The organism is Paenibacillus apii, assembly GCF_011043685.1.
In the GTDB taxonomy this organism is placed as follows: Bacteria; Bacillota; Bacilli; order Paenibacillales; family Paenibacillaceae; genus Paenibacillus_AQ; species Paenibacillus_AQ sabinae.
This window is the reverse complement of record NZ_JAAKGU010000009.1, coordinates 73629-96719: the sequence shown is the minus strand read 5'-3', so window position 1 is coordinate 96719 and position 23091 is coordinate 73629. Positions and strand designations below refer to the sequence as shown.

At 50.4% G+C, this 23091-nt stretch carries 25 protein-coding genes; 20 read left to right on the top strand and 5 right to left on the bottom strand.

Annotation, left to right across the window (positions count from 1 at the left end):
• The first annotated feature begins 137 nt into the window (after window positions 1–137).
• Window positions 138–773, top strand: coding sequence for a nitroreductase family protein (locus tag G5B47_RS18205; protein ID WP_165100998.1), 636 nt, complete (start codon window positions 138–140; stop codon window positions 771–773).
• A gap of 54 nt (window positions 774–827) precedes the next feature.
• Window positions 828–1124: a putative quinol monooxygenase gene (locus G5B47_RS18200; protein ID WP_165100995.1), complete on the top strand. Its 297-nt coding sequence runs from the start codon at window positions 828–830 to the stop codon at window positions 1122–1124.
• 294 nt (window positions 1125–1418) lie between these two features.
• Here G5B47_RS18200 and G5B47_RS18195 read toward each other — a convergent pair whose 3' ends face one another.
• Window positions 1419–2198, bottom strand: a complete 780-nt coding sequence (locus tag G5B47_RS18195) for a carbon-nitrogen family hydrolase (RefSeq protein ID WP_165100992.1) — start codon at window positions 2196–2198, stop codon at window positions 1419–1421.
• A 164-nt stretch (window positions 2199–2362) separates the two neighbouring features.
• Here G5B47_RS18195 and G5B47_RS18190 point away from each other — a divergent pair, with 164 nt between their 5' ends.
• The 4 genes from G5B47_RS18190 to G5B47_RS18175 all read left to right on the top strand — a co-directional run bounded on the left by G5B47_RS18190 (window position 2363) and on the right by G5B47_RS18175 (window position 5962).
• Complete coding sequence (locus G5B47_RS18190) at window positions 2363–2743, top strand: hypothetical protein (RefSeq protein WP_165100989.1); 381 nt, start codon at window positions 2363–2365, stop codon at window positions 2741–2743.
• Between the two features lie 146 nt (window positions 2744–2889).
• Window positions 2890–3216, top strand: a complete 327-nt coding sequence (locus G5B47_RS18185) for an ArsR/SmtB family transcription factor (protein WP_025333011.1) — start codon at window positions 2890–2892, stop codon at window positions 3214–3216.
• Between the two features lie 152 nt (window positions 3217–3368).
• On the top strand, window positions 3369–5129 hold the full coding sequence (locus tag G5B47_RS18180) for a SulP family inorganic anion transporter (RefSeq protein ID WP_165100986.1): 1761 nt from the start codon (window positions 3369–3371) through the stop codon (window positions 5127–5129).
• A 143-nt stretch (window positions 5130–5272) separates the two neighbouring features.
• The gene (locus G5B47_RS18175; protein WP_165100983.1) at window positions 5273–5962 is read left to right on the top strand and encodes a DUF1361 domain-containing protein; all 690 of its coding nucleotides are present in this window, start codon (window positions 5273–5275) and stop codon (window positions 5960–5962) included.
• Here the strand turns inward: G5B47_RS18175 and G5B47_RS18170 are convergent.
• Window positions 5959–6276 carry an MGMT family protein gene (locus G5B47_RS18170; protein WP_165100980.1) on the bottom strand — a complete coding sequence of 106 codons (318 nt, stop codon included), beginning with the start codon at window positions 6274–6276 and terminating at the stop codon, window positions 5959–5961. The two genes, G5B47_RS18175 and G5B47_RS18170, sit on opposite strands and share 4 nt — an antisense overlap.
• A 212-nt stretch (window positions 6277–6488) precedes the next feature.
• On the opposite strand from G5B47_RS18170, the gene G5B47_RS18165 reads away from it, so the two are divergent.
• The 8 genes from G5B47_RS18165 (at window position 6489) to G5B47_RS18125 (ending at window position 14406) form a co-directional block, all read left to right on the top strand.
• Window positions 6489–7124: an alpha/beta hydrolase gene (locus G5B47_RS18165; protein ID WP_165100977.1), complete on the top strand. Its 636-nt coding sequence runs from the start codon at window positions 6489–6491 to the stop codon at window positions 7122–7124.
• A gap of 36 nt (window positions 7125–7160) precedes the next feature.
• Entirely contained in the window at window positions 7161–7457 is a 297-nt protein-coding gene (locus G5B47_RS18160; protein ID WP_165100974.1) for an antibiotic biosynthesis monooxygenase family protein, read from the top strand.
• A 24-nt stretch (window positions 7458–7481) separates the two neighbouring features.
• On the top strand, window positions 7482–8027 hold the full coding sequence (locus G5B47_RS18155; RefSeq protein WP_165100971.1) for a DUF1697 domain-containing protein: 546 nt from the start codon (window positions 7482–7484) through the stop codon (window positions 8025–8027).
• Between the two features lie 503 nt (window positions 8028–8530).
• A complete protein-coding gene (locus G5B47_RS25715; protein WP_235957215.1) occupies window positions 8531–8833 on the top strand; it encodes a hypothetical protein in 303 nt (100 codons plus the stop codon).
• A 158-nt stretch (window positions 8834–8991) separates the two neighbouring features.
• Entirely contained in the window at window positions 8992–11277 is a 2286-nt protein-coding gene (locus G5B47_RS18145) for a glycosyltransferase family 39 protein (protein ID WP_235957214.1), read from the top strand.
• Window positions 11278–11367: 90 nt separating this feature from the next.
• Complete coding sequence (locus tag G5B47_RS18135; protein WP_165100968.1) at window positions 11368–12354, top strand: glycosyltransferase family 2 protein; 987 nt, start codon at window positions 11368–11370, stop codon at window positions 12352–12354.
• A gap of 313 nt (window positions 12355–12667) precedes the next feature.
• A complete protein-coding gene (locus G5B47_RS18130) occupies window positions 12668–13309 on the top strand; it encodes a DEAD/DEAH box helicase family protein (protein WP_165100966.1) in 642 nt (213 codons plus the stop codon).
• 194 nt (window positions 13310–13503) lie between these two features.
• Entirely contained in the window at window positions 13504–14406 is a 903-nt protein-coding gene (locus G5B47_RS18125; protein WP_165100963.1) for a helix-turn-helix domain-containing protein, read from the top strand.
• 70 nt (window positions 14407–14476) lie between these two features.
• Here G5B47_RS18125 and G5B47_RS18120 read toward each other — a convergent pair whose 3' ends face one another.
• Complete coding sequence (locus tag G5B47_RS18120; RefSeq protein ID WP_165100960.1) at window positions 14477–14770, bottom strand: hypothetical protein; 294 nt, start codon at window positions 14768–14770, stop codon at window positions 14477–14479.
• Window positions 14771–14867: 97 nt separating this feature from the next.
• Between G5B47_RS18120 and G5B47_RS18115 the strand changes: the two genes are divergently transcribed.
• A complete protein-coding gene (locus G5B47_RS18115; RefSeq protein WP_124697351.1) occupies window positions 14868–15314 on the top strand; it encodes a MarR family winged helix-turn-helix transcriptional regulator in 447 nt (148 codons plus the stop codon).
• A gap of 22 nt (window positions 15315–15336) precedes the next feature.
• On the top strand, window positions 15337–16563 hold the full coding sequence (locus G5B47_RS18110; RefSeq protein ID WP_124697352.1) for an epoxide hydrolase family protein: 1227 nt from the start codon (window positions 15337–15339) through the stop codon (window positions 16561–16563).
• Window positions 16564–16636: 73 nt separating this feature from the next.
• On the opposite strand, the gene G5B47_RS18105 is transcribed toward G5B47_RS18110, so the two are convergent.
• Window positions 16637–17458 (bottom strand): helix-turn-helix domain-containing protein, encoded by an 822-nt coding sequence (locus G5B47_RS18105; RefSeq protein ID WP_165101318.1) that lies wholly within the window; start codon window positions 17456–17458, stop codon window positions 16637–16639.
• Window positions 17459–17486: 28 nt separating this feature from the next.
• On the opposite strand from G5B47_RS18105, the gene G5B47_RS18100 reads away from it, so the two are divergent.
• The gene (locus G5B47_RS18100; RefSeq protein ID WP_407945233.1) at window positions 17487–18437 is read left to right on the top strand and encodes a DMT family transporter; all 951 of its coding nucleotides are present in this window, start codon (window positions 17487–17489) and stop codon (window positions 18435–18437) included.
• 149 nt (window positions 18438–18586) lie between these two features.
• On the opposite strand, the gene G5B47_RS18095 is transcribed toward G5B47_RS18100, so the two are convergent.
• The gene (locus G5B47_RS18095) at window positions 18587–18724 is read right to left on the bottom strand and encodes a hypothetical protein (protein WP_165100957.1); all 138 of its coding nucleotides are present in this window, start codon (window positions 18722–18724) and stop codon (window positions 18587–18589) included.
• Window positions 18725–18787: 63 nt separating this feature from the next.
• Between G5B47_RS18095 and G5B47_RS18090 the strand changes: the two genes are divergently transcribed.
• The 3 genes from G5B47_RS18090 to G5B47_RS18080 are packed head-to-tail and all read left to right on the top strand — an operon-like array spanning window position 18788 to window position 23016.
• Window positions 18788–20578, top strand: coding sequence for a cache domain-containing sensor histidine kinase (locus G5B47_RS18090; RefSeq protein ID WP_165100954.1), 1791 nt, complete (start codon window positions 18788–18790; stop codon window positions 20576–20578).
• The gene (locus G5B47_RS18085; protein ID WP_165100951.1) at window positions 20556–21812 is read left to right on the top strand and encodes a response regulator; all 1257 of its coding nucleotides are present in this window, start codon (window positions 20556–20558) and stop codon (window positions 21810–21812) included. The genes G5B47_RS18090 and G5B47_RS18085 overlap by 23 nt, the downstream gene beginning before the upstream one ends.
• Entirely contained in the window at window positions 21760–23016 is a 1257-nt protein-coding gene (locus tag G5B47_RS18080; RefSeq protein WP_407945234.1) for an ABC transporter substrate-binding protein, read from the top strand. Before G5B47_RS18085 ends, G5B47_RS18080 begins: the two co-directional genes overlap by 53 nt.
• Window positions 23017–23091: the final 75 nt, after the last annotated feature.

Here is a 23091-nt window from a genome sequence, read left to right as displayed (position 1 = left end):
TCATCGCCCGCGGGTGAAGGAACGGCTTGTAATATAAATCATATAAAAATGATTCTATTGCAATTTATATAGGAGAAGAGCTTCCGAGATTGAACGCAGAGGAATTTGGATTTTTTATAAAAAGGAGAGAACTACTGATGAACAAAACGCTTAACAAAGATTTTACCGAGATTGTTGCCGGACGGCGCTCCATTCGCAAATATGACCCTGCCGTAAAAATCAGCAAAGACGAAATGACGCAAATTCTGGAGGAAGCAACGCTGGCGCCTTCTTCGGTCAACATGCAGCCCTGGCGTTTTCTCGTGATCGAAAGTCCGGAGGGAAAAGCGGCTCTGGCCCCGCTCGCCATGTTCAACAAGGTGCAGGTGGAGACTTCCGCAGCGGTGATTGCCATCTTCGCGGACCTGAACAGCTTCGACTATGCCGAAGAGATTTACGGCACCGCCGTAGAGCGCGGCTGGATGCCTGCCGATGTGAAGGAAAGACAAATCGCCGGGCTGACCAAGTATTTCGCTACCCTGCCGCCGCAGGTCAACAAAGAAAACGTGCTGATTGACGCCGGTCTGGTCACGATGCAGCTGATGCTGGTCGCCCGCGCTCACGGCTATGATACGAATGCAATCGGCGGCTATGAAAAGGACAAGGTCTCCGAAGTCTTCGGCATGGATAAGGAACGCTATGCGCCCGTTATGCTGCTCTCGATCGGGAAAGCGGCGGAGGAGGGCTACACTTCGGTCCGGCTGCCGGTCGAAAGAATCGCAGAATGGAAATAATTAGATTCGAAGAGTAAAATATAGAGGAACACGACAAGGAGGGAAATCGAAATTATGATCATTATTCATGCTGTTTTTCATGTAAATCCGGAACGGAGAGAGACCTTTTTGGCCGAGATCGGGCCGCTGGTGGCCGCGAGTCAGGCGGAAGAGGGCAACCTGTCCTATGAATTGTACGAGCATTCGGAGAACAAGAATGTGTTCATTATGGTTGAAACCTGGCGTGATTCCGAGGCTGTGAAGTTCCATAACGCAACCAGCCATTTCACATCCTTTGCAGGCAAGGCGGGAGAATTCCTGTCGGCACCGCTGGAAGTGAAGTTTTATAACGCCGAAGAAACAAACGTGTAACGGCGGACCTGAGTTTTAACGAGGCGGCCGCGAAGGGCTTTCCGAAGCGTTCGGCTTATCCAAAAAGAAACGGCTGCACCGTACCTTAAGGGCGGGGCAGCCGTTTTTTCAAAATATAAGAAAGGTTAAGCTTCGCGCTTATCATTTGCCTTATATTTCTACGAGAAACGCTACCGTCCCTAACAGGACGGCGCAGCCGTTTCTTCTTGTGGAAGAATGTATGGCGGAAACGGCGTTACCCTTGTAGGCGCATGCCGTTTCTTTGTTATGGGCCGGGGAAGAAGGGCCGCTCCATCAGGTATACAGCTCGGGTCTCCGGTCGGCGAATACCGGGATTTGACGCCTGGCTTCCCGCACTTTGGAAAGATCCAGCTCGCCGGTTATAATTTCTTCTCCTTCGCCCGCTTCGCAGACGATTTCTCCCCACGGATCGATAATCATCGAATGTCCGGCAAAAACATTGGCGGGATCGGAGCCCGCCCGGTTGCAGGCCACCACATAGCATTGGTTCTCGATCGCCCGGCTGACGAGCAGCGCGCGCCAGTGGGCAAGGCGCGGCAGCGGCCATTCGGCGGCGGCGAACAGCACCTCGGCCCCGGCGGTCATATGGGCGCGAATCCACTCCGGGAACCGGATATCGTAGCAGATGACGCCGGCGCAGGGAGTGCCGGCAAGATCGAACAGCCCTTTGGATGCGCCCGGCTGGAGATACAGATGCTCATCCATCAGGCGGAACAGATGCAGCTTGCTGTATTCCAGGATTGGCTGGCCTTCGCGGTTCACGGCGAACATGGTGTTCGTTGTTCCGCCCGCGCGCTGCCAGGCGGTGGAGCCTGCGACAATGTTGATGCCGTATTCTTTGGCCAGACCGCCGATAAACGTGAGCGCCGCCTTTCCTTCGGGATCGGCCATTTCGCCGAGCCGCGTCAAATCGTAGCCGGTCGTCCACAGCTCGGGCAGCAGGAGACAGTCCGGCTTACCGGCCGCCGCAAGGCGGATGGCGCGCTCCGCCGAGGCGTAGTTGGCCTCCGGCTGGCCGAAGGCGATGTCGAGCTGAAGCAGGGAAACTTTCATTGGGCGGTGCACCTCCTTATGTATAGCACTATACGTTCCCTTGGGGGCCAAGGCAATACCGGCTGTCCCTTGAAAGTCTTTTCTCTGAAGTCGCGCGATATTGACAAAACCGGCTGGCGGAAGGTAAAAAAAGAGGAGATAACGGAAGAAAAGAGGGGGCCGACATGAAAATAACGTTAACCCGCGCCGCAGAGCGCTACGGTGAAATCTATTTCTCCACGGCCTATGGCGAGGGCAAGGGGCAATGGCTCGGCGCTTCTCCATTTGTTCCCGGAGCGGAATACGAGGCCGAGCTTGAGCTTCAAGGGCTCTTTATTAAATGGGTCGACCTCGTCCCGGCGCCCGGGCAGCCGCCCGCGATCTCGATTGAAGGGAACAAGAACGTTCTGACCGGAACGCTGGAGGATATCGAGGAGGACGGAACGGCCTATATGCGGCTCGGAGAGTCGCTGATCATGTTCGAATGTCTCGGCGAGCCTATGGCGATTGGCGGCACGGTGGAGCTTACGGCCGGGATCTTGCGCATTTATCCAGCCGCTTACTAGCGCAGAAGGAGACGCCATTTCGGAGTCCGCCGATGCGGCGTTCGCAGGCGGCAGGGTTGTGCGGGGTGGCTTCCATGGGTATGCTTATATAACGGACGTTATGCTTGAAGCGAAGATTGAAAGAAGCTGTGAGGAGCGTAAGCGAAATGAACAGTGATATTCAGCAATTTAAAAGCGAGTTTTTCAAGGCGCTGGCTCATCCGATGCGCATCCGCATACTGGAGCTGCTGAGCGAAGGGGAGAAGAACGTCAACGAGATGCAGGCGATTCTCGGTTCGGAGGGCTCCGCCGTATCGCAGCAGCTCGCTGTTCTGCGGGCGAAGAATGTGGTGAACAGCGTGAAGGATGGCACCTCGGTCATCTATTCGCTCCGTGATCCGCTGATCAAGGATCTGCTGGCCGTGGCCAAGCAGATTTTCGATAATCATCTGGTCAACGCCATTTCCCTGCTTGAGGAGATCCGCAGCGAATAAATGCTGCGGCTTCCGGCAGGGTGAACGGGATAGCGTCTTCAGGCGGTATTGCTGCTGGGCGCTTGTTTTTAGCATTGACAACAAAAAAATACAGGAGTAATGTGTCCTATATATTCAAATAATCAGATATTCAAAGAAAAGAAGGTTATGACATGATCGGATGGAGCCGATTTCAGGACTACAGCTTGAGTTCTCTGCGAAAAGACCTTGTTTCCGGCATGATTGTCGGCGTTATTGCCATTCCTCTTGGAATGGCTTTTGCTATTGCATCGGGCGTCAAGCCGGAATACGGCATTTACACGACGATTGTTGCAGGCATTCTCATTTCACTGCTCGGCGGATCGAGATTTCAGATCGGAGGCCCGACAGGCGCTTTTATTCCGATTCTGTTCGCCATCGGGGCGAAGTACGGCTACGAGAATTTGCTCATAGCGGGCATGATGGCCGGCATCATTCTTGTCCTGATGGGCACGCTCCGGCTTGGCGTCCTCATCAAATTCATTCCGAAGCCCGTCACAATCGGATTTACCGCTGGGATCGCCGTCATCATTTTTACCGGACAAATCGCGAGCTTCCTCGGTCTGAAGGGGATTGAGCGGCATGAGAGATTTGTGGACAACATGCATGAGATCGGCCTTCATCTCTCGACGATGAATCCGTACAGCCTACTGACCGCCGCGATCTGCCTGGCGGTTATCCTGCTGACGGCCCGGTTCGCGCCCCGGGTTCCGGGCTCGCTGATCGGCCTGATCGCTGCCAGCGTGATGGCGGCACTGCTGTTCAGCGGCAAGGTAGCGACAATCGGCTCGGCTTATGGAGACATCCCGAACACGCTGCCAAGCTTCCGCTTCCCTGAGATTACCTGGGAGCGGATCGGGTCGCTGCTGCGGCCCGCGTTCCTGATCGCGATGCTGGGCGCAATTGAGTCGCTGCTGTCGGCCGTCGTGGCCGACGGGATGAGCGGCACCCGGCATGACAGCAACCGGGAGCTGATCGGCCAGGGCATCGCCAACATCGCGGCGCCGCTGTTCGGCGGAATCCCGGCGACCGGCGCGATCGCCCGGACGGCGACCAATATCAAGAGCGGGGCCGCTTCTCCGGTGTCCGGCGTGATTCACGGCGCCGTCGTGTTCCTGATTCTGCTGCTGTTCGCTCCGTACGCTTCGAGCATTCCGCTGGCGGCGATGTCGCCGATTCTGATGGTGGTCGCCTGGAACATGAGCGAACGGAAGGCTTTTCTGCGATTGCTCAAGACGAAGACGGGAGATTCGCTGGTGCTGCTGATCACCTTCCTGCTCACGGTCTTTGCCGATCTGACGGCGGCCGTGGAAGTGGGGCTGGTGCTGGCCGTTATCCTGTTCGTGAAACGGATGGGCGAGGTGCATCTGGTTTCCAAGGTGCTGCCCGACCCAGAGTCGGTCAAAGTGGGGCCGCACATGGTATCCGAGGAGCATGACTGCCCGCAGATCGGCATTTACACCGTGGAGGGCCCGCTGTTCTTCGGGGCGGCCTACCGTTTTGAGCATACGATGCCCGGCGGCGGGCCGGATCAGCCGAGAGTCGTTCTTCTGCGGATGAGCAAAGTGCCGCTGATGGATACGACCGGCGAGAGCAATCTGGCGGGGCTTGTTAGGCATTTGGAGAGTTCGGGCGGCAAGCTGCTCATCTCCTGTATACAGCCCCAGCCGCTGGAGCTGCTGCGCAAGACCGGCCTCTACGAGCGGATCGGTGTTTCCCGGTTCTACGAGCATACGGGAGAGGCCATCAATGAAGCGCTTCGGACCGTCTCAAGAGAGCAGTGCATCGGCTGCCGTCATGCCGCCTTCCGGGAATGCGCCGCCTTGTCCGGCTATGAGGAAGCGCAGAACCGGCTTGGGTTCAAGGCGCGCTCCAAGGCGGAAGCCGTACGCTGATTAATTGGCGGCGGCAATGTGAAGATACATCAACAAAAGGCCCGGGCGAACAGCGCCTGGGCCTTTTTGGGTGGACGCGGACCTTTCTTCTTTTATACAATGGGGGAATATACATTACTCGCTGATAAGGAGAATGCAAACCGATGAAGGAGCTGAATTATCCGAAGGTCTTTCTGATGCTTGCCGGTCTGACTCTGGCGACGCTTGCCGTGTACGGCATCGTTTCGCTGCGGACCGATGACTTCTACAAGTTTCTGATCTGGAATCTGTTCTTGGCCTGGCTGCCGTTTCTGTTCTCACTGGCAGCGCATGCCTTGTATAAGCGGAATTCACGCAGTCTGCTGCAGTTTCCGCTCGGCGCGGCCTGGCTTGTCTTTTTTCCGAATGCCCCGTATATTATGACCGATCTGCTTCATCTGACGATTCGCAGCGGGATTTATATTGTTGACGGCGTCGTCCAGAGCCGGTTCTGGTATGATCTGACCATGCTGCTGCTGTTCACCTGGACGGCGTGGCTAACCGGATTTTTCTCGCTGTATCAATTTCAGACGGTGATTTGGCGCAGGAGCGGCCTACTGGTGTCCTGGCTGTTCGTGCTGGCCGCCTGCGCGCTGGGAGGGTACGGGGTCCTGCTGGGCCGGGTTTACCGCCTGAACAGCTGGGATGTGCTGACCGACAGGCACCGGCTGTATCAGCTGATGCTGGACAGCGTGAACCGGCAGTCCGTCTTTTTCAGCCTGTTCATCGCCCTGGTGCTGCTGGTCATCTACACGACGCTGTACAGTCTTCTGAATGCGCGCGGAAGCAGGGACACCCTCCGGTGGCGGAACTAATCCAGCGGGGCCGGGTCGTGGCCGAACCGCTTCAGGTCGATCGTTCCGAGGTCGTCGAACACGACGCCCTCGCCGAGAAGGTAGAGCCGCTGAAGCTCGCCCGCTTCCCCGTCCTCCAAAGAGATCCTTCCCTTGGCATTGATAATCCGGTGCCAGGGAAGCTTGTGGCTGCGGCTCATGGAGTGCAGAATCCGCACGACCTGCCTCGCTCCCCGCGGGCTGCCCGCTGCGGCGGCTACCCCTCCGTATGTCATGACCCTTCCTTCGGGGATGGACTGCATGATGCGTATGGCTTTTTCGGTAAACGGCTTCACTTTCGTACTTCCTTCCTGCCAAGGTGATGTCCCTCAATTATAGCAAAAAAAGAATACCAAGCTGGAAGATCGGCTGCCCGCGAGGGGAGTCGATTTTTTGGCGCGCAGGCCTGCGGATTTCCACCGCCTGCTCAATACAGGTATAATAGGAAGAATCAGGGCGATAGGCCCGGTTTTACGCGATCAATCGTTCTTAGGAGGCGGCCGGGAAAATGGCAGATAAGGTCATGAAGTACATAACTTTGCCTTCGCATTGGGGCAGGGAAGTCAGACATAAATATTACTCGCAGGAATCGGACACGCTGGTTGTCGTGTTTCCGGGGAGAAACTACCCGGCAGAGCTCCCGCTGCTGCATTATGCCGGCAAGTCCGCGCTGGAGTACGGCTGCGATCTACTGCTGCTGGAATACGGCTACCAAAGCGCGCGGGTTGACCTGAAGCGTGAGGAAATGGGAATTATCGAGGAAGAGTGCGGGCGGGCACTGTCGTCGGTCCCCGGGTACAAACGGCTGCTGTTCATCGGCAAAAGCATCGGCTCGGTCATCGCGGGCAGACTGGCGGCCGATTACGATCCGTCCGTGCAGCTGGATTGCCTGTATCTGACGCCGCTGCCGGAGACGATTCCATATATCAAGCGAACGGGCGGGACCGTGATTTACGGCGGCGGCGATCCGCTGTTCAGCGAAGAGGACACGGCCGGAATCCGCGGGCTAACGGATGTATCTTTGTATAGAATCGACGAGGCGAATCATTCGCTGGAGGTCGGCAGCGTCAACGAGTCCTTGGCTGTTCTTATTGTCGTTAATAATTTAGTGCATGAATTTTTTCGCGGAGCGCTGGGCTCGTGAGGAGGAGTCACCAAGACGATCGAAAGGCGGATGACCATGATACTCGAAGCGGCTATGCTTCACATCAAGAAAGGAATGACGGAGGCGTTCGAAGACAGCTTCAGGAAGGCTTCTTCCCTCATTTCCTCCATCGACGGCTATTTGGGCCATGAGCTGCAAAAATGTCTGGAAGACGATCACAAATACCTGCTGCTCGTCCGCTGGCGGAGCCTGGAAGACCATACGGTCGGATTCAGGGAATCCCCGCAGTATACGGAGTGGAAGGCGCTGCTTCATCACTATTATCACCCGTTTCCGGTAGTGGAGCATTTTACTCGCATCAGTCTGGAATGAGTGAAGGAAGAAGGAGGCGGCCCTATGGGAAAATATATTGCCCTGATCCGCGGCATCAACGTCGGAGGAAATAAAATCGTCAAGATGCAGGATTTGAAGACAATGCTTCAGTCGCTCGGATTTCAAAAGGTGAAGACGTATATTCAGAGCGGCAACGTCGCGCTGGACGGCGGAGATACGGATGCCGAGGCTGTACGGGGTTCTATTGAAAAAGGCATCAGCGATACCTTCGGCTTCGACGCCTCCGTGATCATCCGCACCGCGGAAGAGGTGAAGGCGGTGATCGCGAACAATCCGTTCGAGCTGACCGAACCGGAGGAGTTCAAGCGGTTGTACGTTTCTTTTCTGGCCGGAGAACTGACGGAAGAAGCGCTGGAGCGGCTTCGGCCTTATGAGGACGGAGTGGACAAGCTGCGCGTCATCGGCAAGGAGATGTATATTCTCTACAGCACCAAGGTGAGCGATTCCCCGCTGTTCAAGGTCCCTCTGGAAAAAATAATGGGCGTGTCCGCCACGTCCCGCAACTGGAACACGGTGAACAAGCTTGCGGCGATGGCAGCGGAAGATTGATTTGAAGGAAAATAGCGGGGGATTTTACTGAAATACTTCCCGGATCTCCGGGTTCAGATTGGAAAATAAGCTGCTTCCGGTACGCTTCCGGGGGCGGCTTATTTGCTTTGCATTTATTATGAGGCTGATTATAAAGCTGATTATGAGGCTGATTATAAGGCTGATTATAAGGCTGATTATAAGGCGTATGCCTTGAAGCGGGACAGCCATTTCACACTGAAGGCCTTCGGCGAACCGGTCTACCGTGAGCATTTCAAAGGAGGCCTTCGGCGAGGCAGTATGGCAGTATACGGCGGCGATAACAAAGCGGCCTGCAGCGGCGTGAGTTTGCGAAAAATTCCGTCGTTTATGCATCTTTTTTTCTCGTAAATCCCTCCTCCTGATTCGATTCCTGCAAAAGTACAGGCACTTGGCTTTCAATCTCCCCATAGCGGCTGTTCAAGCAAAAATACCTGCACAATGGCATCCATTTCTTTCTCCATGGGCGAAATTCATCGCGAAGCATGCAGATTTGCAGGAATTGCTGCCTGATCTACCTGATCTGCCTGATCTACTTGATCTGCCTGATCTGCCTAATCTACCTGATCTACCTGCTCTACCTGATCTGCCTAATCTACCTGATCTACCTGCTCTGCCTGATCTACCTAATCTACCTAATCTACCTGATCTACCTGATCTACCTGATCTACCTCCACCGGAAATGCCTGTTCTCCTGGAACAGACCGCACAGACCGCATAGACCGCACAGATCGGAACCAACCAAACAAACAGGCTGTTCCCTCAATCCTTTTTCTGCACGACGATAGGTGGTATGACTTGCCGGCTGCCGACCTGTTCCTTCAGCAAACATTCAGCCCGGATTCATTATGAGTTAAGGTAGGGATGCCATAATACATTACGGAAGAGGAAGCGGCAAGCCCTGCGGCGGGCCGGAAGAAACAAGAGCGGACGGAGAGTGGTTAAGATGAAATTTATCAGGAAAATGGGGTCTGATCCCGTTCTTTTGGTCATATTGCTGCTTGCGGCATTTTTGTGCGGCTACGGGATCTGGAATGACAAGTACGTGAATTTGTACTATACAAGCGCGGTGGGGAGCATGCTGCAGAGCTGGCATAACTTCTTTTATGCCTCGCTGGACTCGGCGGGGTCGGTGACGGTGGATAAGCCTCCGGTTGTGTTCTGGATACAGACGCTGTTCGCCTGGGTGCTCGGACTTAAGGGTTGGAGCGTGATCCTTCCCCAGGCGCTGGCCGGGGTGGGTTCAGTCCTGCTGATCTACCTGCTTGTTAAGCCTACCTTTGGCAAAACGGCGGCCCGGATCGGCGCTCTGGCGATGGCGCTTACTCCGGTGGCGGCGGCCGTCAGCAGAACGAATAATATCGATGCCATGCTGGTGTTCACATTGCTGCTGGCGACGTGGTTTTTGTTCAGGGGCACGAGAAGCGGCAAAATCGGCAGCCTGATCGCCGCGTTCGCGTTAATCGGCGTTGCGTTCAACGAGAAGATGCTGCAGGCGTATATGGTGGTTCCGGCTTTTTATCTATTTTATTGGCTGGCTTATAAGATCAATTGGAAGAAAAAAACGGGCATCCTGGCGGCATGCACCACCGTTATGCTGGTCATCTCCGTGTCCTGGGCGGTAATCGTTGATTCGATTCCTGCGAGCGAGCGCCCTTTTATCGGCAGCAGCACGACCAATTCGGTCATGAAGCTGGCCTTCGGATATAACGGCGTATCACGCCTGACCGGGGACCGCGGCAATGGCGGAGCCGGAGGCTTTCCGCAGGGCATGAACGGAGAGATGCCGTCATGGAACGGCACCGTGCCGGGAATGAATGGCGGCACTGGAACCGGACAGGACGGCGTGGACGGAACCTCGGGGGCCTCGGTGAACCTGAACGGGAACGGCGCGGGCACTCAAGGGGCAGGCCCCGCGCCCGGCGTGCAGGACGGAACCTCGGCGGACGATGGCCGTCAGGGTAGAGGAATGGCAGGGCAATTCCCGGGGAATGGCACGGATGACGGCGGCCAGCGTGCTTTCGGACAGATGGGGAATGACCGCGGAGGTATGGGCGGCGGCGGGATGTTCAATACCGGCACGGCGGGGCCGCTGCGGCTATTCCAGTCGGAGCTGTCGGGACAGGCCAGCTGGCTGATTCCTTTCATTCTCTTTGGCTGCATCGCCATCTTCGCTAATCTTCGCAGAAGACATTTCACGCAGCAGCATAAAGAGGCTATATTTTGGCTGGCATGGCTGCTGCCGGTTGCGGGATTTTTCAGCATTGCGGGCTTCTTCCACCAATACTATCTCATTATGATAGGTCCTCCGATCGCGGCGCTGGCCGGGGCGGGCTACGTCAAGATGCGGGATCTGTACCGCGGCCATTCGGGCTGGCTCTCCTGGCTGCTTCCGGCGGCGGTGCTGGCAACGGCAGCATTCCAGTGGTACATTCTGCATCCATATACCGCGACCATCGGGGCCGGCTGGTCCATCGGCGTACTGGCCGCGGGCATTGTCCTTGCGGCGGCACTGGCGATCCCTAAGATCGGCGGAAGGCCAATCGCCCGGCTTGTGACGGCCGCAGGACTGCTCACTCTTCTGATCGGCCCGCTGTATTGGTCGCTTACGCCGATCGCCTACGGCCTGAACAGCATGACCCCGGCAGCGGGTCCGGACAGCCGCGAAGGCATGGGCGGCGGAATGAGAGACGGCATGGGCATGAACGCAGTCGCCCAGGCCCAGGGCGCACCTGGCGGGGTGGCCCAGGACGGAGCGGGCACCCCGGATGGCGCTAATGCCCAGGATGGAACAGGCACCCCAAGCGGTGACGTCGCCGGGGACAGCCGCAGCGATGGCGGCCAGTTCGGATTCGACCGGAACGGCGGCGAGAGCGTCAATGAATCGCTGGTGGCCTATCTGAAAGAGCATAACACCGGTGAGCAATATCTGTTCGCCACGATGAATTACAGCACGGGCGGCCCGTACATCATCGAAGGCAACAAGGTTGTCATTCTCAACGGCTTCTCCGGCTCCGATGTGGTCTACACGACGGATACGCTTGCGGCGCTGGTGAAGAGCGGTAAGGTCAAATACTTCTATGTCTCCGGTGGCGGCATGGGAGGCGGACGTGAGGGGAACTCGAGCCTTACGACATGGATCACCGAGAACGGCACGGAAATTCCGGCTTCGGAGTGGCAGGGTACAGGCGGCACAGCAAGCGGCACGCTCTACGAGGTTACCCTGAACTGACCGCCAAACAGCATGCATAACGGGCAGGCGCGCCGAAGACCTGACTTCGGGGCGTTTGCCCATCTATTTTTAACAAAGGAGGAGCTGCTCATGAATACCAACGTGCGCTATTCCGTAATTATTCCGATGTATAACGAGGAAGCAGTGATTCAGGAGACCTACCGGCGGATCAAAAAAGTGATGGACACCACGAATGAGCCGTATGAGCTGATCTTTGTCAATGACGGCAGCGCCGACAACTGCGCGCAAATGATCGAGGAGTACAGCTGCTGGGACGAGAGCGTGAAGCTAATCGACCTCTCCCGCAACTTCGGCCACCAAATCGCGATTACCGCAGGGATGGATTACGCCCTCGGCGATGCGGTTATCATTATCGACGCGGATTTGCAGGACCCGCCGGAATTGATTTTGCAGATGATCGAGGAATGGAAGAGCGGCTATGAGGTCGTGTACGCCAAGCGGGTGAAGCGGAACGGCGAGACGTTCTTCAAAAAATGGACGGCAAGCCTGTTCTACCGGGTGCTCGCCTATTCGACCGATATTAACATTCCGGTGGATACGGGAGATTTTCGTTTGATCGACCGCAAGGTATGCGATGAGCTGAAGCGCCTGCCGGAGAAAAACCGGTTCGTGCGGGGACTGGTCAGCTGGGTCGGCTTCCGCCAGAAGGCGATTGAATATGAACGCGACGAGCGGCTGGCCGGAGAGACGAAATATCCGCTGAAGCGGATGATCAAGCTGTCGCTGGACGGGATTACTTCTTTTTCATACAAGCCGCTGAAGCTGGCCGGATTCCTCGGCGCTCTGCTGTCGGCGTCGGGCTTTCTGTATCTGCTGTACGTGCTCTATCTGGCCATTTTTACCGACTCCGCCGTCAAGGGCTGGGCCTCGGTCATCGGCATTACACTGACCTTTAACGGCTTCATCCTTCTGATGCTCGGTATCCTGGGCGAATACGTCGGCCGCATTTACGATGAGTCCAAGGGGCGTCCGCTGTATATTGTGCAGGAGGTATTCCAGGGGAAAAAGAAGCCGCAGCCGGTCGGGCTGCAAACGGCTCAGTATGAGTCGAAGTAACGTTTTGGCCAGTTCGGGTATGTTGCGTCCTAGCTCAACTTGGCAGTACAAGGGCTGAACTGAAAGATTAGATGCAGCTTTCAGAAGTATCTGAAACGGCTGTCTCCGTACGTACCGGCGTATAAGATTCAGCATGGTGAACCGTACCATAAATAGCGGCAAGCTTTTTGAGCATAGAAGGGATTTACGTGCAGTTAATGGAATAATATTACTATGCTTCGGAAAGGAGGATTTAGTATGTACTTTTACTGTTACAGAAAGCCGATAAGAATCCGCCAGCTTCCTCAAAATTAAAAATTTGAGGAGGATAAATATGAAGGTTAATGATAATTATCTGAAAGAACAATTGAGTCATGTTTATTGGTTGAATGGTGGTTGTTGCGCGGGCAAGACTACAATGACGAAGAAATTTGTTGAGGAATTAGGATTTCAAACGCTAGGGGATGATGTCTTAAAATATAGGCCATTCACTAGTTCAGTTGAATACCCAGCCCTTCAATATCCTCATCCGGAATTAGACTGGAGTAAATGGTTTAATAGACCGAATGATGAGCATTGTAAATGGCTTTTTCAAATTGTTGAAGAAATGATGGAGTTTTTTGTTATCGATTTATTGAAAATGTCTTCGGATACACCAATCGTCATAGATTTAGGAATAATGCCTGAACGAATATTACCGTTTATTCCTAAAGAAAGAATGGTATGTCTTTATACATCTGACGAAGAAATAGAACGGCTATATTTCTATAGGGAAGATCATAAGATGATTTTGGATGTTATTAATCTTACAGATAATCCAGCGCAAACAATCAAAAATGGAAACAAAAGTATGGCGAAGTTTTCTCGTGATATTAGAAACGCCTGTGTTAAGAATGGTATCATGACCATTGAAAGAACAACAAGTTTGAGTAAGGAAGAACAATTTAAATTAGTACGTGAATACTTTGGACTGTGATACAAGAAAGTGATTAGTTAATCATTTTCTGAACTGAAGAAAGGGCCATTCGCCGAGGATGGCCCTTAAACTTGCCGTTACAGACAGTGCAGTGAACCCTACCACAAGTAACGGCAAGTTTTTATTGTGCAACTCGAATCAAGTATGCGAAGATCGCCGGTGATATGATCGAAGGGAAAGGAGGGAGGACTTCCATGTACGAATGGAATGAAATGGTCCAGCTTATGGTGGATTGGGTGGAGGCCAATATAACGGAGAGTTCATCTCTATTGAAGATGTCGGAGCAGTTAGGGTATTCCCCCTATTATTGTTCCAAGCAGTTCAACCAATTGACCGGAATGACATTACGGGATTACGTCTGGACCCGAAGAATCAGCCGTGCCGCCTTGGAGCTCCGCGACACGGACCAGCGCGTTCTGGATATTGCCGTAAAGTATGGATTCTCATCACAAGAGGCGTTTACACGAGCTTTCAACAAGGCTTTTCAGCTCACCCCCGCAGCCTACCAAAAAGCTCCCCGACCTATTCCGTTGGCTATTCGTCAGGAGGTATTCTCGCCTTATCATTATTTGATCAAGGAGCGGGATAAGATGAGCAAGGTACATTTGCAACCGGCGGAGATCAAAGTCGAGTTCATACCAGCGCACAAATTTATCGGGATCTGGGACATTTCCGTAACAAACTATGGGGACTTCTGGGGAAACGGGCACTCTTGTGACGAGGTCAGCGGCACGTTGGAGAGTATGTCAAACCACACACTTCCCGGACAACTGGGACAGACCGCAGGATGGTTTTACCAGAATGGACAAAAGGGATATTTGTATGGCATCCCAGTTTCAACGGAGTACGACGGACCGATTCCGGCAGGAATGGAATGCAGGGATATTCCAGAGTCGGAGTATCTGGTCTTTTTCCACCCGCCGTTCGATTACCTGAAGGATAATGGTGCCGTTATGGGAACGGTTGAAGACGTGGCGTGGTCCTTCGACCCTAAAAGTCTGGGGTATCAGTGGGATGAATTGATCAAGCAGGATTACCAGCGGCATTTTCCAGAGGGGTATGGTTATGCGGTGCTGCGGCCGGTGAAAAGGTTATAGTACTAAAAAGTGAAATAATGGGGCACCGACCATAGCTGGATTACGGAAGGCCATCCTGCAAAGGATGGCCTTAAAACTTGTCGTTACAGACATCGCGGAGAACCGTATCATAAAGCTTTTTGGAAGTGGAACGTAAAGGGCCTATTAAAGCGTTGAGCGGTATGGGTTTGGGGGAGGTCACTTGTCCCTGAAACGTCAGCTCAGAGACGCTTTCTTTTTGAATGTCAGATGACGATGGTGTACTTAGCGGGAGGGCTTTTGCGGAAGCGGCCAGCGAAAAATGTGCTTGTAATTTTGCGACGATCTCCAACTCGATGCCTTGAGGGAGACGCGGGTCTTTAACATGAACCTGCTTGACCATCATCTGGAGAACGCCCAGCTGGCGAGCAGATGATTTTGACTGAAATAAAGACTCAAAATTTATATTAGGAATTTATATAAATTATGATATAGTTTTTTCCATGGGAAATAATAAAGATCAAAACAAGTTGAACGTTACCGACTTCGCTATGGTATTCGAAGATTTAACGAGAATTATCATTCGGATGCCCTCAATTGAAAAACTAAGCTTCACGACGCTTTCCGTCCTGCACACATTATCTCGTAAAAGCCCCATGCGACTAACTGAATTGACAGCGAATGAGCAAGTTACACAGTCGGGAATCACGCAGTTGGTCACCCGACTCGAACGAGACGGGCTTGTCGAGCGTCGGCCAGATCCGAATGATGGTAGAGTCGTTCAAGTGCATATTACCGAGAGAGGGGCGAATGTTATTGATTCCCGTCGTTCGGAGCGTATTGAACAGCTTTCGAAGTTTATTGAAGGGCTCACTCCCGAAGACAAACTGGCAATTGCATCTGCAATACCCGCATTAAGGCGTCTGGCCGAACTTGGAAACGATTCGTAATCTACAGGAAGGGGAATGTGCTATGACAACAGCTTCTTTCAAGCTTCAGCCCAGTCCGATCTTTGTACCGGATGAGGTACTTATTGATCTTCGCAATCGTCTACAGTCCACTAGATGGCCTCTTGATGCCGGAAATGCTGACTGGTTTTACGGTGTTAACCGGAACTATCTTGAAGAACTCGTCGACTACTGGGTTAACGAGTTTGATTGGCGCAAAACCGAGAAAGCGATCAATGTCTATGAACACTATAAAGTAAATATTGACGGAGTTCCGCTACACCTTATGCGTAAACCAGGCGTCGGACCCGATCCCATGCCATTAATCTTGTCCCATGGTTGGCCTTGGACATTCTGGCATTGGTCAAAGGTCATTGATCCACTAGCGGACCCTGGCTCATTCGGTGGTGATCCGGCTGAAGCATTCGACGTCATCGTGCCCTCACTTCCTGGATTCGGATTTTCTACCCCACTGCCAAACAACCCTGACATGAACTTTTGGAAAATTGCTGATCTCTGGCATACGCTAATGACCGATATCCTGGGCTATACCAAATACGCAGCAGCGGGATGCGACGTAGGCGCTCTCGTGACCGGTCAGCTCGGACACAAATATTGTGACGAGCTCTACGCGATTCATATCGGATCCGCTCTAAAACTTAGCTTTTTTAACGGGGATCGCGCTTGGGATTTTTCTGGAGGTCGTCCCATTCCTGAAAATATTTCTGAAAGCATCCGATTGCAAATTTTGGAGTTTGATCGGCGATTTGCGTCGCATCTTGCTGTACATGTTCTTGATCCCGGCACGTTGGTGTACGGGCTGAGCGACTCACCGGTTGGTATGCTAGCCTGGATATTGGAACGATGGGTGAGGTGGAGTGATAATAAGGGCAACATCGAGAATGTCTTTTCAAAGGACGACATACTTACCCACGCAACAATCTATTGGGTAAACAACGCTATCGAAACCTCCATACGCGTCTATGCCAATAATAATCGTTATCCATGGACACCCGCCCATAATCGCCTGCCCGTTATTGAGGCGCCGACGGGTATAACCTTCGTGGGCTACGAGAATCCGCCGGGGATCACGACGGAAAATCGCGTGCAAAATTTTCTCGAAAGCGACCGTGCCTCCTGGTATAACCATGTGAACATTGCAGCCCATGAACAGGGAGGACACTTCATACCTTGGGAGATTCCGGGCGAATGGGTTGATGATTTGCGTCGTACTTTCCGAGGTCGGCGATAATATAGCAGTTCTTAGGTCCGTGGCCATCCCTTAAAGGATGGCCCAAAAACTTGCCGTTACAGAGGTTATCTCCTTACTCATTGATTTCATTTCTAAATTTCCGGAAATCTTTTGGTGTTCTTTCATGATATTTTTTAAAAGACTGAATAAAGTGATTTACATGATTGAAACCCACTCTGTGGGCGATTTCGGTTATTGTATAATCTGTTGAGATTAATAACTCGCTGCTTTTCTTGATACGGTACTTAATTAAGAAGTCGTAAGGTGTCATATGAATGGTTCTCTTAAAACTCCGAGTACATTCCGAAACACTTAGATGCGCTACATCAGCAATCTCTTGCAGTGTTATATTATTTGAGTAGTTCTGATGGATGAAGCTAAGCATTAATTGAAGTCGTTCTTGCTGCAGCTTTAAGTATCCAGGTGCTTCCTCAGAAGAAAGTGAAATGTTAGAAATTAAGGTAAACCATAATTGTACAGTTTTGATAGCAACCTCGTATTCCCACCCCCAGTTTTTTTTCATATTAAATTTCTTTTTCATATCCCAAAGCATTTCTAGTACTTTACTTTCCCATTCAACATCTCCCTTGATTGCTAGTGACACTAAGGAAGAGTTTGTATAAGGCAGTACATAATTTTTTTCCATGGCACTATCTGCATAGAAGGCCAGCAGCTTCTCAGGAAAATTAAAACTTACATATTGACCGTTATGTGTCAGGCTCGTAGTAACATGAAGGGCGCCCTTATTAATTAAAATGGCCTGACCTGTTTCTAATTCATGATCAATCCCATTAACTTGTATAACTAGTTTTCCTTTAGTAACCAAAGTGATTTGTAGTTCTTCATGCCAATGTAAATCGTTAAATCCTCTGCCTTCAGGAATACTTCCATGAATAGTATCTTCGGCTTATCATTACAATCCTGTGCACAGACGATTGGATAAGACCTCTTGGAGGCGTCCATGTGAAAATAAATCAATCGTCGTTACCGTTTCATCCCTATATTTTGCTTTTAATCAGCATACTGTCTGTTTCGATCTCATCCATCATGATAAAATCCTCAGATACTCCAACCTCTGTGGCCGGGATGTACAGATTGTATATGTCAGTAATCATTATGCTTCCTTTTGTACCTTGGAAAACTCTCCGAACCTCAGAGACAAAAAAGATTGGAGTACCGTTTTTTTAGCCGGTCTATTTCTCGGGTTATACTTCTTATGTTGGATGGAATCTTTAGTATATACCTCAGTGGCGAGCTCCATGGTCATCTTATCTTTACAACCTTTATTTGTAATGATTGGTTCATATTTTATATTTAGAGAACGAACCAACATTTTAACCATTCTTTGTTTGATTGCTGCTCTTTTAGGTTCAGTAATTATAGCTTGGGGAGACATCGGGGTTTCGCGGGAGGCGTTAATAGGAGATGGATTATCCTTATTAGGAACCATCTTGGTTTCAGCATATATGCTGGCAGGACAAAAAGTAAGTCACAAAATAGACGCAAATTTATACAGTGTTATTGTTTTTTTTCTAGGCGGGAGTGTCATGCTAGTCTACAATTTGCTAAATAATATCACATTGATCGAATATGATTTTTCGGGTTGGACATATTTCTTTTTGCTTGCACTAATCCCAACTATTTTTGGGCAGTATATTTTTAATCTATTGTTAAAATCTATAGGCGCCACTACTGTTTCTGTAGGTATTATTGGAGAGCCTGTTTTGGCAATAATTCTTGCCTATCTATTCTTGGGAGAAACAATCTCGATCTTTCAATTCACAGGTGGATTGATGACCTTATTAGGAATGGCGGGTTATTTTTGGACACCTTCTTTAACCCTAACTGTTTCAAAAGATAGAAGTTATAGTTGAGTGTTTTGTAACTTTTAAAATTTAGGGAAACAAGTAATAGGGGTAGTCAATTTTCCTCCGCCGTCGTATAGCCGGGTTTAATTCAGAGGTATTAGTTCTTGGAGGAATACCTGATGGCACACCGATAGAGTGATCGATAGTTAGAAGGCTTATTCCACTTGTTTGCAGTTGGAATGAGCCTTTTTTTGCTCAGGCTCAAGCAGAGTATGAGAAGTTGATGTAGTTTTTTTATTTTGAAAAATACGTTCAAGGCGAAATTCAGTGATTTTCCAATTATATCTACCCATTGCATTGTATCTCTTGTTTTATAATAGACCGAGACGGAAACCACGGAAAGGAACATCCATGTCATGAAAAGCAGCATCCGTAACCGCTTATTGGTCATGCTTCTCGTATGTATTATTGTGCCCTATTTCATTTCGGTACTGGCTATCTATTTTCATACCAAAGAAAAGGTAGAGCAGCACGAATATCAGATCAGCGAGGTTCAGCTTGAAAAGGGCAGTGAAGAGCTCGGACAATATTTTCAGGATATGGTCAATTTACCGTATATTTTATATCTTAATCCCGGCTTATTCCGGATATTCGAAAGAGGCTTTGATAAAGAAATTTACTCGAATCAGCTTGAAGTAGATAAATGGTTTCAAGCCTTTTATCTGATGCGCAGAGAAATTCATCAAGTTCGGTTTTTTATCGTAAAAGACGGGGATTCTTTTACCGTTTACGATGCCAAGGTGAGTGCCCGTAAGAAGCAGCCTGATTTATCAGAAAGTCCTCCCATTCAGAAGTTGATTCAATCCGGCTCCAATTTTTTGATTGAACCGCCGCATTTGATCCGGAATTATAATGGAGCTGCCGTGATGCCAATGTCGGATCGGACGTTAGTGATGACGATTCATCATAAAATCAAAAATATACTCTCCAACGAATTTTTAGGTGTTGTCACCATGGATATCGACCTAAGCCGCCTTTCCACCATTTCCAACCGTTTTCTGAAGGAAGGTGAATTGGTTATCCTTACGGATGGGAATGGAGCTGTCGTCTATTCAACCGATCAAACGCTGATAGGTAAAAAGTGGAGGCCTGGTTCCGGATTGTCTCCCACGAGTGGAAGATCGGGCGATATTACAATGTCAAAGCCGCTTCCGGGCGAGTTCGGGGATTGGCATTTGATCAAGGTGACTTCAAGCGGCAACTTATACCGCGATGTGAGGCAAACGGCGTATATCAGCGCCTTTTTTGGTGTAGGTGTTGTTATTTTGGGACTTATTATGGTCCATTTTATTTCAAATAAGATCACTCGACCTATTCAATTATTAAGTAAGAAAGTCCGAAAGATTGAAGGAGGGCATACGAATATATGGTTTAATGATACCGGCCGTGATGAAATCGGTCATTTGGAGAGGCATATTAAGGAAATGATGGAGCGAATCAACTTGTATATTGATAGGGAATATCGGCTCGAACTCGAGAACAAAACGAACCAATACCGGGCGATTCAATCGCAAATCAACCCGCATTTTCTACATAATGCTTTACAATCCATCGGTGCGGTTGCCCTTCGTTCTCAAACTCCGCAAATTTATCAATTGGTGACTTCCTTGTCGAAAATGATGCGGTATACGATCCGAATGGATAATTGGGCTTCGATACGCAGTGAAGTGGATTACGTGAAAGCATACTTGGATCTGCAAAAAGAACGTTTTCGGGTGGAATTACGCCACTCCATCTCTATAGAAGATTCCATAATGGATATGTCGGTCCCGGTCATGATCTTACAGCCACTCGTTGAGAACTTCTTCAAGCATTGTTTTGAGGAAGGGCATTACGGTTCGCATCTCAGCATTCAGGGATGGCTTGATGACGGAGATGTGAAACTGGTTGTGGAAAATGATGGACCCGGCTTGTCCCTCGAAGAGTTGAATGAACTGAGAAGGATATTACACTCAGTCGGCCATGACGCAGCATCGCCTAATAACCGGATTGGTCTGAAGAATATACATGATCGTTTAATCTTGAACTACGGTTCCCGCGGAGGCCTGGAGGTGGATTCAAATCCCGGAGGAGGATTTACCGTCCTTATTACGATTCCAACCCAATCAAAGGAGGACGATAATCATGAAAGCTCTTATTGTGGATGATGAATTCAATGTGCGTGATGTGATTCGGTATTTGGGGCAATGGGACCAACTGGGCGTGACGGAAATATGGGAAGCCGACAACGGGGAAGAGGCTCAGACCATTATTGAAAGGGAGCGGCCCGAAATCATATTTGCCGATATCAAAATGCCCAAAGTTACCGGTATCCAGCTTTTGGAGTGGTTAAACCAACAAGCCTACCCGGGAAAAGTGATTATCGTTTCGGGGTATGATGACTATTCTTATATGCGGAAAGCCATCCAATGCTCCAGCTATGATTATTTACTGAAGCCGGTTGAAGAAGACGTATTAAATACGGTCTTGGAGGGTGCCATTTCTGCCTGGAACAGTGAGGAAGCCGAACGGCGAAGCGATTCTGCCGTTGCCCAAGAAGCCGAAAGGCTGCACAGGAACCGGTTAATTACGGCGGCCTGTGAAGGAGACCCTTGGAATGAGGAGGACCTGGCGAGGTACCTTCCGAAAGCCGATGCCTACGATCTTACCTTGCTGTATTTTTACCATTCTCACAGCGCCGATACTTACATTAATCGGCTCGCCGAGGAGATGAGGGCACAGGAGTGGGGCAATGCGTTTGTTCTGCAAAATGAGGATTGCACCGGTCTGTTGATCAGTCCGCGCGGCTGCAAGCTCCTGGTAGTGCAGTGGATTTCCAGCCACTTTGATATTCCCGTACGATTGGCCGGCGGCGATCCGCTAACGTCCTTAAACGATCTTCCGAATGCTTACCAATCGGCCAAGAAAGCGATGGAGCTGCAGAATTTCAGGACCATTCATCGTTTAAGCGATTTGGATGACGCGCGGCGAATGAATGACATTGTCGCCTATTTGGAGCAGCATTACACGGAGGAGCTTTCTTTGGATAAATTGGCCAATCGCTTTTTTCTAAGCCGGGAGCATATTTGCCGCCGGTTTAAACAAGAGCAGGGGATCAACCTGTCCAATTATTTAATCCAATTAAGAATTGAACAAGCCAGACGGTGGCTTAGTCAAACGGAAGAGAGAATTTACTCGATTGCGGTGAACCTCGGGTATCAGAATGAAAAGTATTTTTCAAAATTATTCAAGAAAGAAGTGGGCATGACTCCGGCCAGGTACCGCAGCCTATACGGAAAACAAAATAAAAAGAAGGGAGGGGAGATTGGTGAACAAAGTTACGAAAATAATGTTGACAGCGGTGATGGTCATATCGCTTGCGGCGTGCGGGGAAAGGAATGAGGAAGGCCAAACCGGTCAACAAAAAGTTCACAAGATCGTTCTGAGCGTATTAAATCCCAAGGTGGAGATTGCCTCCCAGTTTGAGCGGCTGGTCAAAGAATACGAGAGGGAACACCCTGAAGTGGATATTCACATTCGGACGGTTGGCGGGGGCGCTGATGACCGCTCAATGCTGATGACCCAATTTGCTGCCGGGAAAGGCCCCGATATTTATACAAACGGTGGATATGAGGAAGCCAGACTGTGGAAAGATTACCTGGAGGATTTGTCCGATCAGCCTTGGGTCCGACATGCGTATAAACACGCATTAGAACCGATGGAAATGGACGGTAAGATCTACGGCATGCCGATGAATGTGGAGGGCTACGGCTTTATTTACAATAAAGATTTGTTAGCGAAAGCGGGTATTAAGGAAACACCGAGAACACTGACCGAATTAAAGGATGTGTCGGAAAAGCTTAAGGCCATGAATATTACTCCTTTCTCGATCGGGTACGCGGAAAAATGGCTCCTTGGCGTATTCATGTTAAACATCGCATTTGCGCATCAGGACAACCCTGATGCTTTTATTAAGGGATTGACGGACGGAACGCAAAAGTTTAAAGGAAACGAACCATTTATAGGAATGCTCCGATTGCTTGATCTAACCGTACAATATGGCAGCAAGAATTCGCTGACCATAGATTACAATGCGGCAGTCACCGGATTTGCAAAGGGTAAAACAGCGATGATCCTGCAAGGAAACTGGGTACAGCCGATGTTGGACAAAATCTCACCGAACATGAATATAGGATTCTTCCCAATGCCGATCAGCGACGATGCAGCAAAAAACGATGCACTCGCAATCGGCATTCCCAACAATTGGGTCGTAAATAAAAAAACAACCGCTGTGAAGAAAACGGAGGCTAAAAAGTTCTTGAACTGGATGGTTTCTTCGGAACAAGGCAAAAGATTTATGACCGAACAATTAAAGTTTGTTCCCGCCTTTTCCAATATAGAGATCAAAAATCCGGATCCCCTTGCCGCTGATATGATCAAGTACATAAAAGAAGGCAAAACATTATCATGGAACTGGTTCAAATATCCTGCTGGAGTAAGCGATGAGTTTGGGCCTGCCATGCAAGCTTATATCAATAAACAAATGAACAGGGATGAGCTTCTGCAGGAATTCCAAAAATCTTGGAACAGATATTCGGAAAAATAAGTTGAAATGGGCTGAGAATCAACAAATTCTTAAGCCTTTTTTATTTGTAAAATAACACCATATCAAGCATGAAGT

What these genes read in the sequence shown, in the direction of transcription:
- G5B47_RS18205 (WP_165100998.1), top strand. Translation starts at nt 138, where the DNA reads ATGAACAAAACGCTTAACAAAGATTTTACCGAGATTGTTGCCGGACGG.
- G5B47_RS18200 (WP_165100995.1), top strand. Translation starts at nt 828, where the DNA reads ATGATCATTATTCATGCTGTTTTTCATGTAAATCCGGAACGGAGAGAG.
- G5B47_RS18195 (WP_165100992.1), bottom strand. Translation starts at nt 2,198, where the DNA reads ATGAAAGTTTCCCTGCTTCAGCTCGACATCGCCTTCGGCCAGCCGGAG.
- G5B47_RS18190 (WP_165100989.1), top strand. Translation starts at nt 2,363, where the DNA reads ATGAAAATAACGTTAACCCGCGCCGCAGAGCGCTACGGTGAAATCTAT.
- G5B47_RS18185 (WP_025333011.1), top strand. Translation starts at nt 2,890, where the DNA reads ATGAACAGTGATATTCAGCAATTTAAAAGCGAGTTTTTCAAGGCGCTG.
- G5B47_RS18180 (WP_165100986.1), top strand. Translation starts at nt 3,369, where the DNA reads ATGATCGGATGGAGCCGATTTCAGGACTACAGCTTGAGTTCTCTGCGA.
- G5B47_RS18175 (WP_165100983.1), top strand. Translation starts at nt 5,273, where the DNA reads ATGAAGGAGCTGAATTATCCGAAGGTCTTTCTGATGCTTGCCGGTCTG.
- G5B47_RS18165 (WP_165100977.1), top strand. Translation starts at nt 6,489, where the DNA reads ATGGCAGATAAGGTCATGAAGTACATAACTTTGCCTTCGCATTGGGGC.
- G5B47_RS18160 (WP_165100974.1), top strand. Translation starts at nt 7,161, where the DNA reads ATGATACTCGAAGCGGCTATGCTTCACATCAAGAAAGGAATGACGGAG.
- G5B47_RS18155 (WP_165100971.1), top strand. Translation starts at nt 7,482, where the DNA reads ATGGGAAAATATATTGCCCTGATCCGCGGCATCAACGTCGGAGGAAAT.
- G5B47_RS25715 (WP_235957215.1), top strand. Translation starts at nt 8,531, where the DNA reads ATGCAGATTTGCAGGAATTGCTGCCTGATCTACCTGATCTGCCTGATC.
- G5B47_RS18145 (WP_235957214.1), top strand. Translation starts at nt 8,992, where the DNA reads ATGAAATTTATCAGGAAAATGGGGTCTGATCCCGTTCTTTTGGTCATA.
- G5B47_RS18135 (WP_165100968.1), top strand. Translation starts at nt 11,368, where the DNA reads ATGAATACCAACGTGCGCTATTCCGTAATTATTCCGATGTATAACGAG.
- G5B47_RS18130 (WP_165100966.1), top strand. Translation starts at nt 12,668, where the DNA reads ATGAAGGTTAATGATAATTATCTGAAAGAACAATTGAGTCATGTTTAT.
- G5B47_RS18125 (WP_165100963.1), top strand. Translation starts at nt 13,504, where the DNA reads ATGTACGAATGGAATGAAATGGTCCAGCTTATGGTGGATTGGGTGGAG.
- G5B47_RS18120 (WP_165100960.1), bottom strand. Translation starts at nt 14,770, where the DNA reads ATGATGGTCAAGCAGGTTCATGTTAAAGACCCGCGTCTCCCTCAAGGC.
- G5B47_RS18115 (WP_124697351.1), top strand. Translation starts at nt 14,868, where the DNA reads ATGGGAAATAATAAAGATCAAAACAAGTTGAACGTTACCGACTTCGCT.
- G5B47_RS18110 (WP_124697352.1), top strand. Translation starts at nt 15,337, where the DNA reads ATGACAACAGCTTCTTTCAAGCTTCAGCCCAGTCCGATCTTTGTACCG.
- G5B47_RS18095 (WP_165100957.1), bottom strand. Translation starts at nt 18,724, where the DNA reads ATGGGTAGATATAATTGGAAAATCACTGAATTTCGCCTTGAACGTATT.
- G5B47_RS18090 (WP_165100954.1), top strand. Translation starts at nt 18,788, where the DNA reads ATGAAAAGCAGCATCCGTAACCGCTTATTGGTCATGCTTCTCGTATGT.
- G5B47_RS18085 (WP_165100951.1), top strand. Translation starts at nt 20,556, where the DNA reads ATGAAAGCTCTTATTGTGGATGATGAATTCAATGTGCGTGATGTGATT.
- G5B47_RS18080 (WP_407945234.1), top strand. Translation starts at nt 21,760, where the DNA reads ATGTTGACAGCGGTGATGGTCATATCGCTTGCGGCGTGCGGGGAAAGG.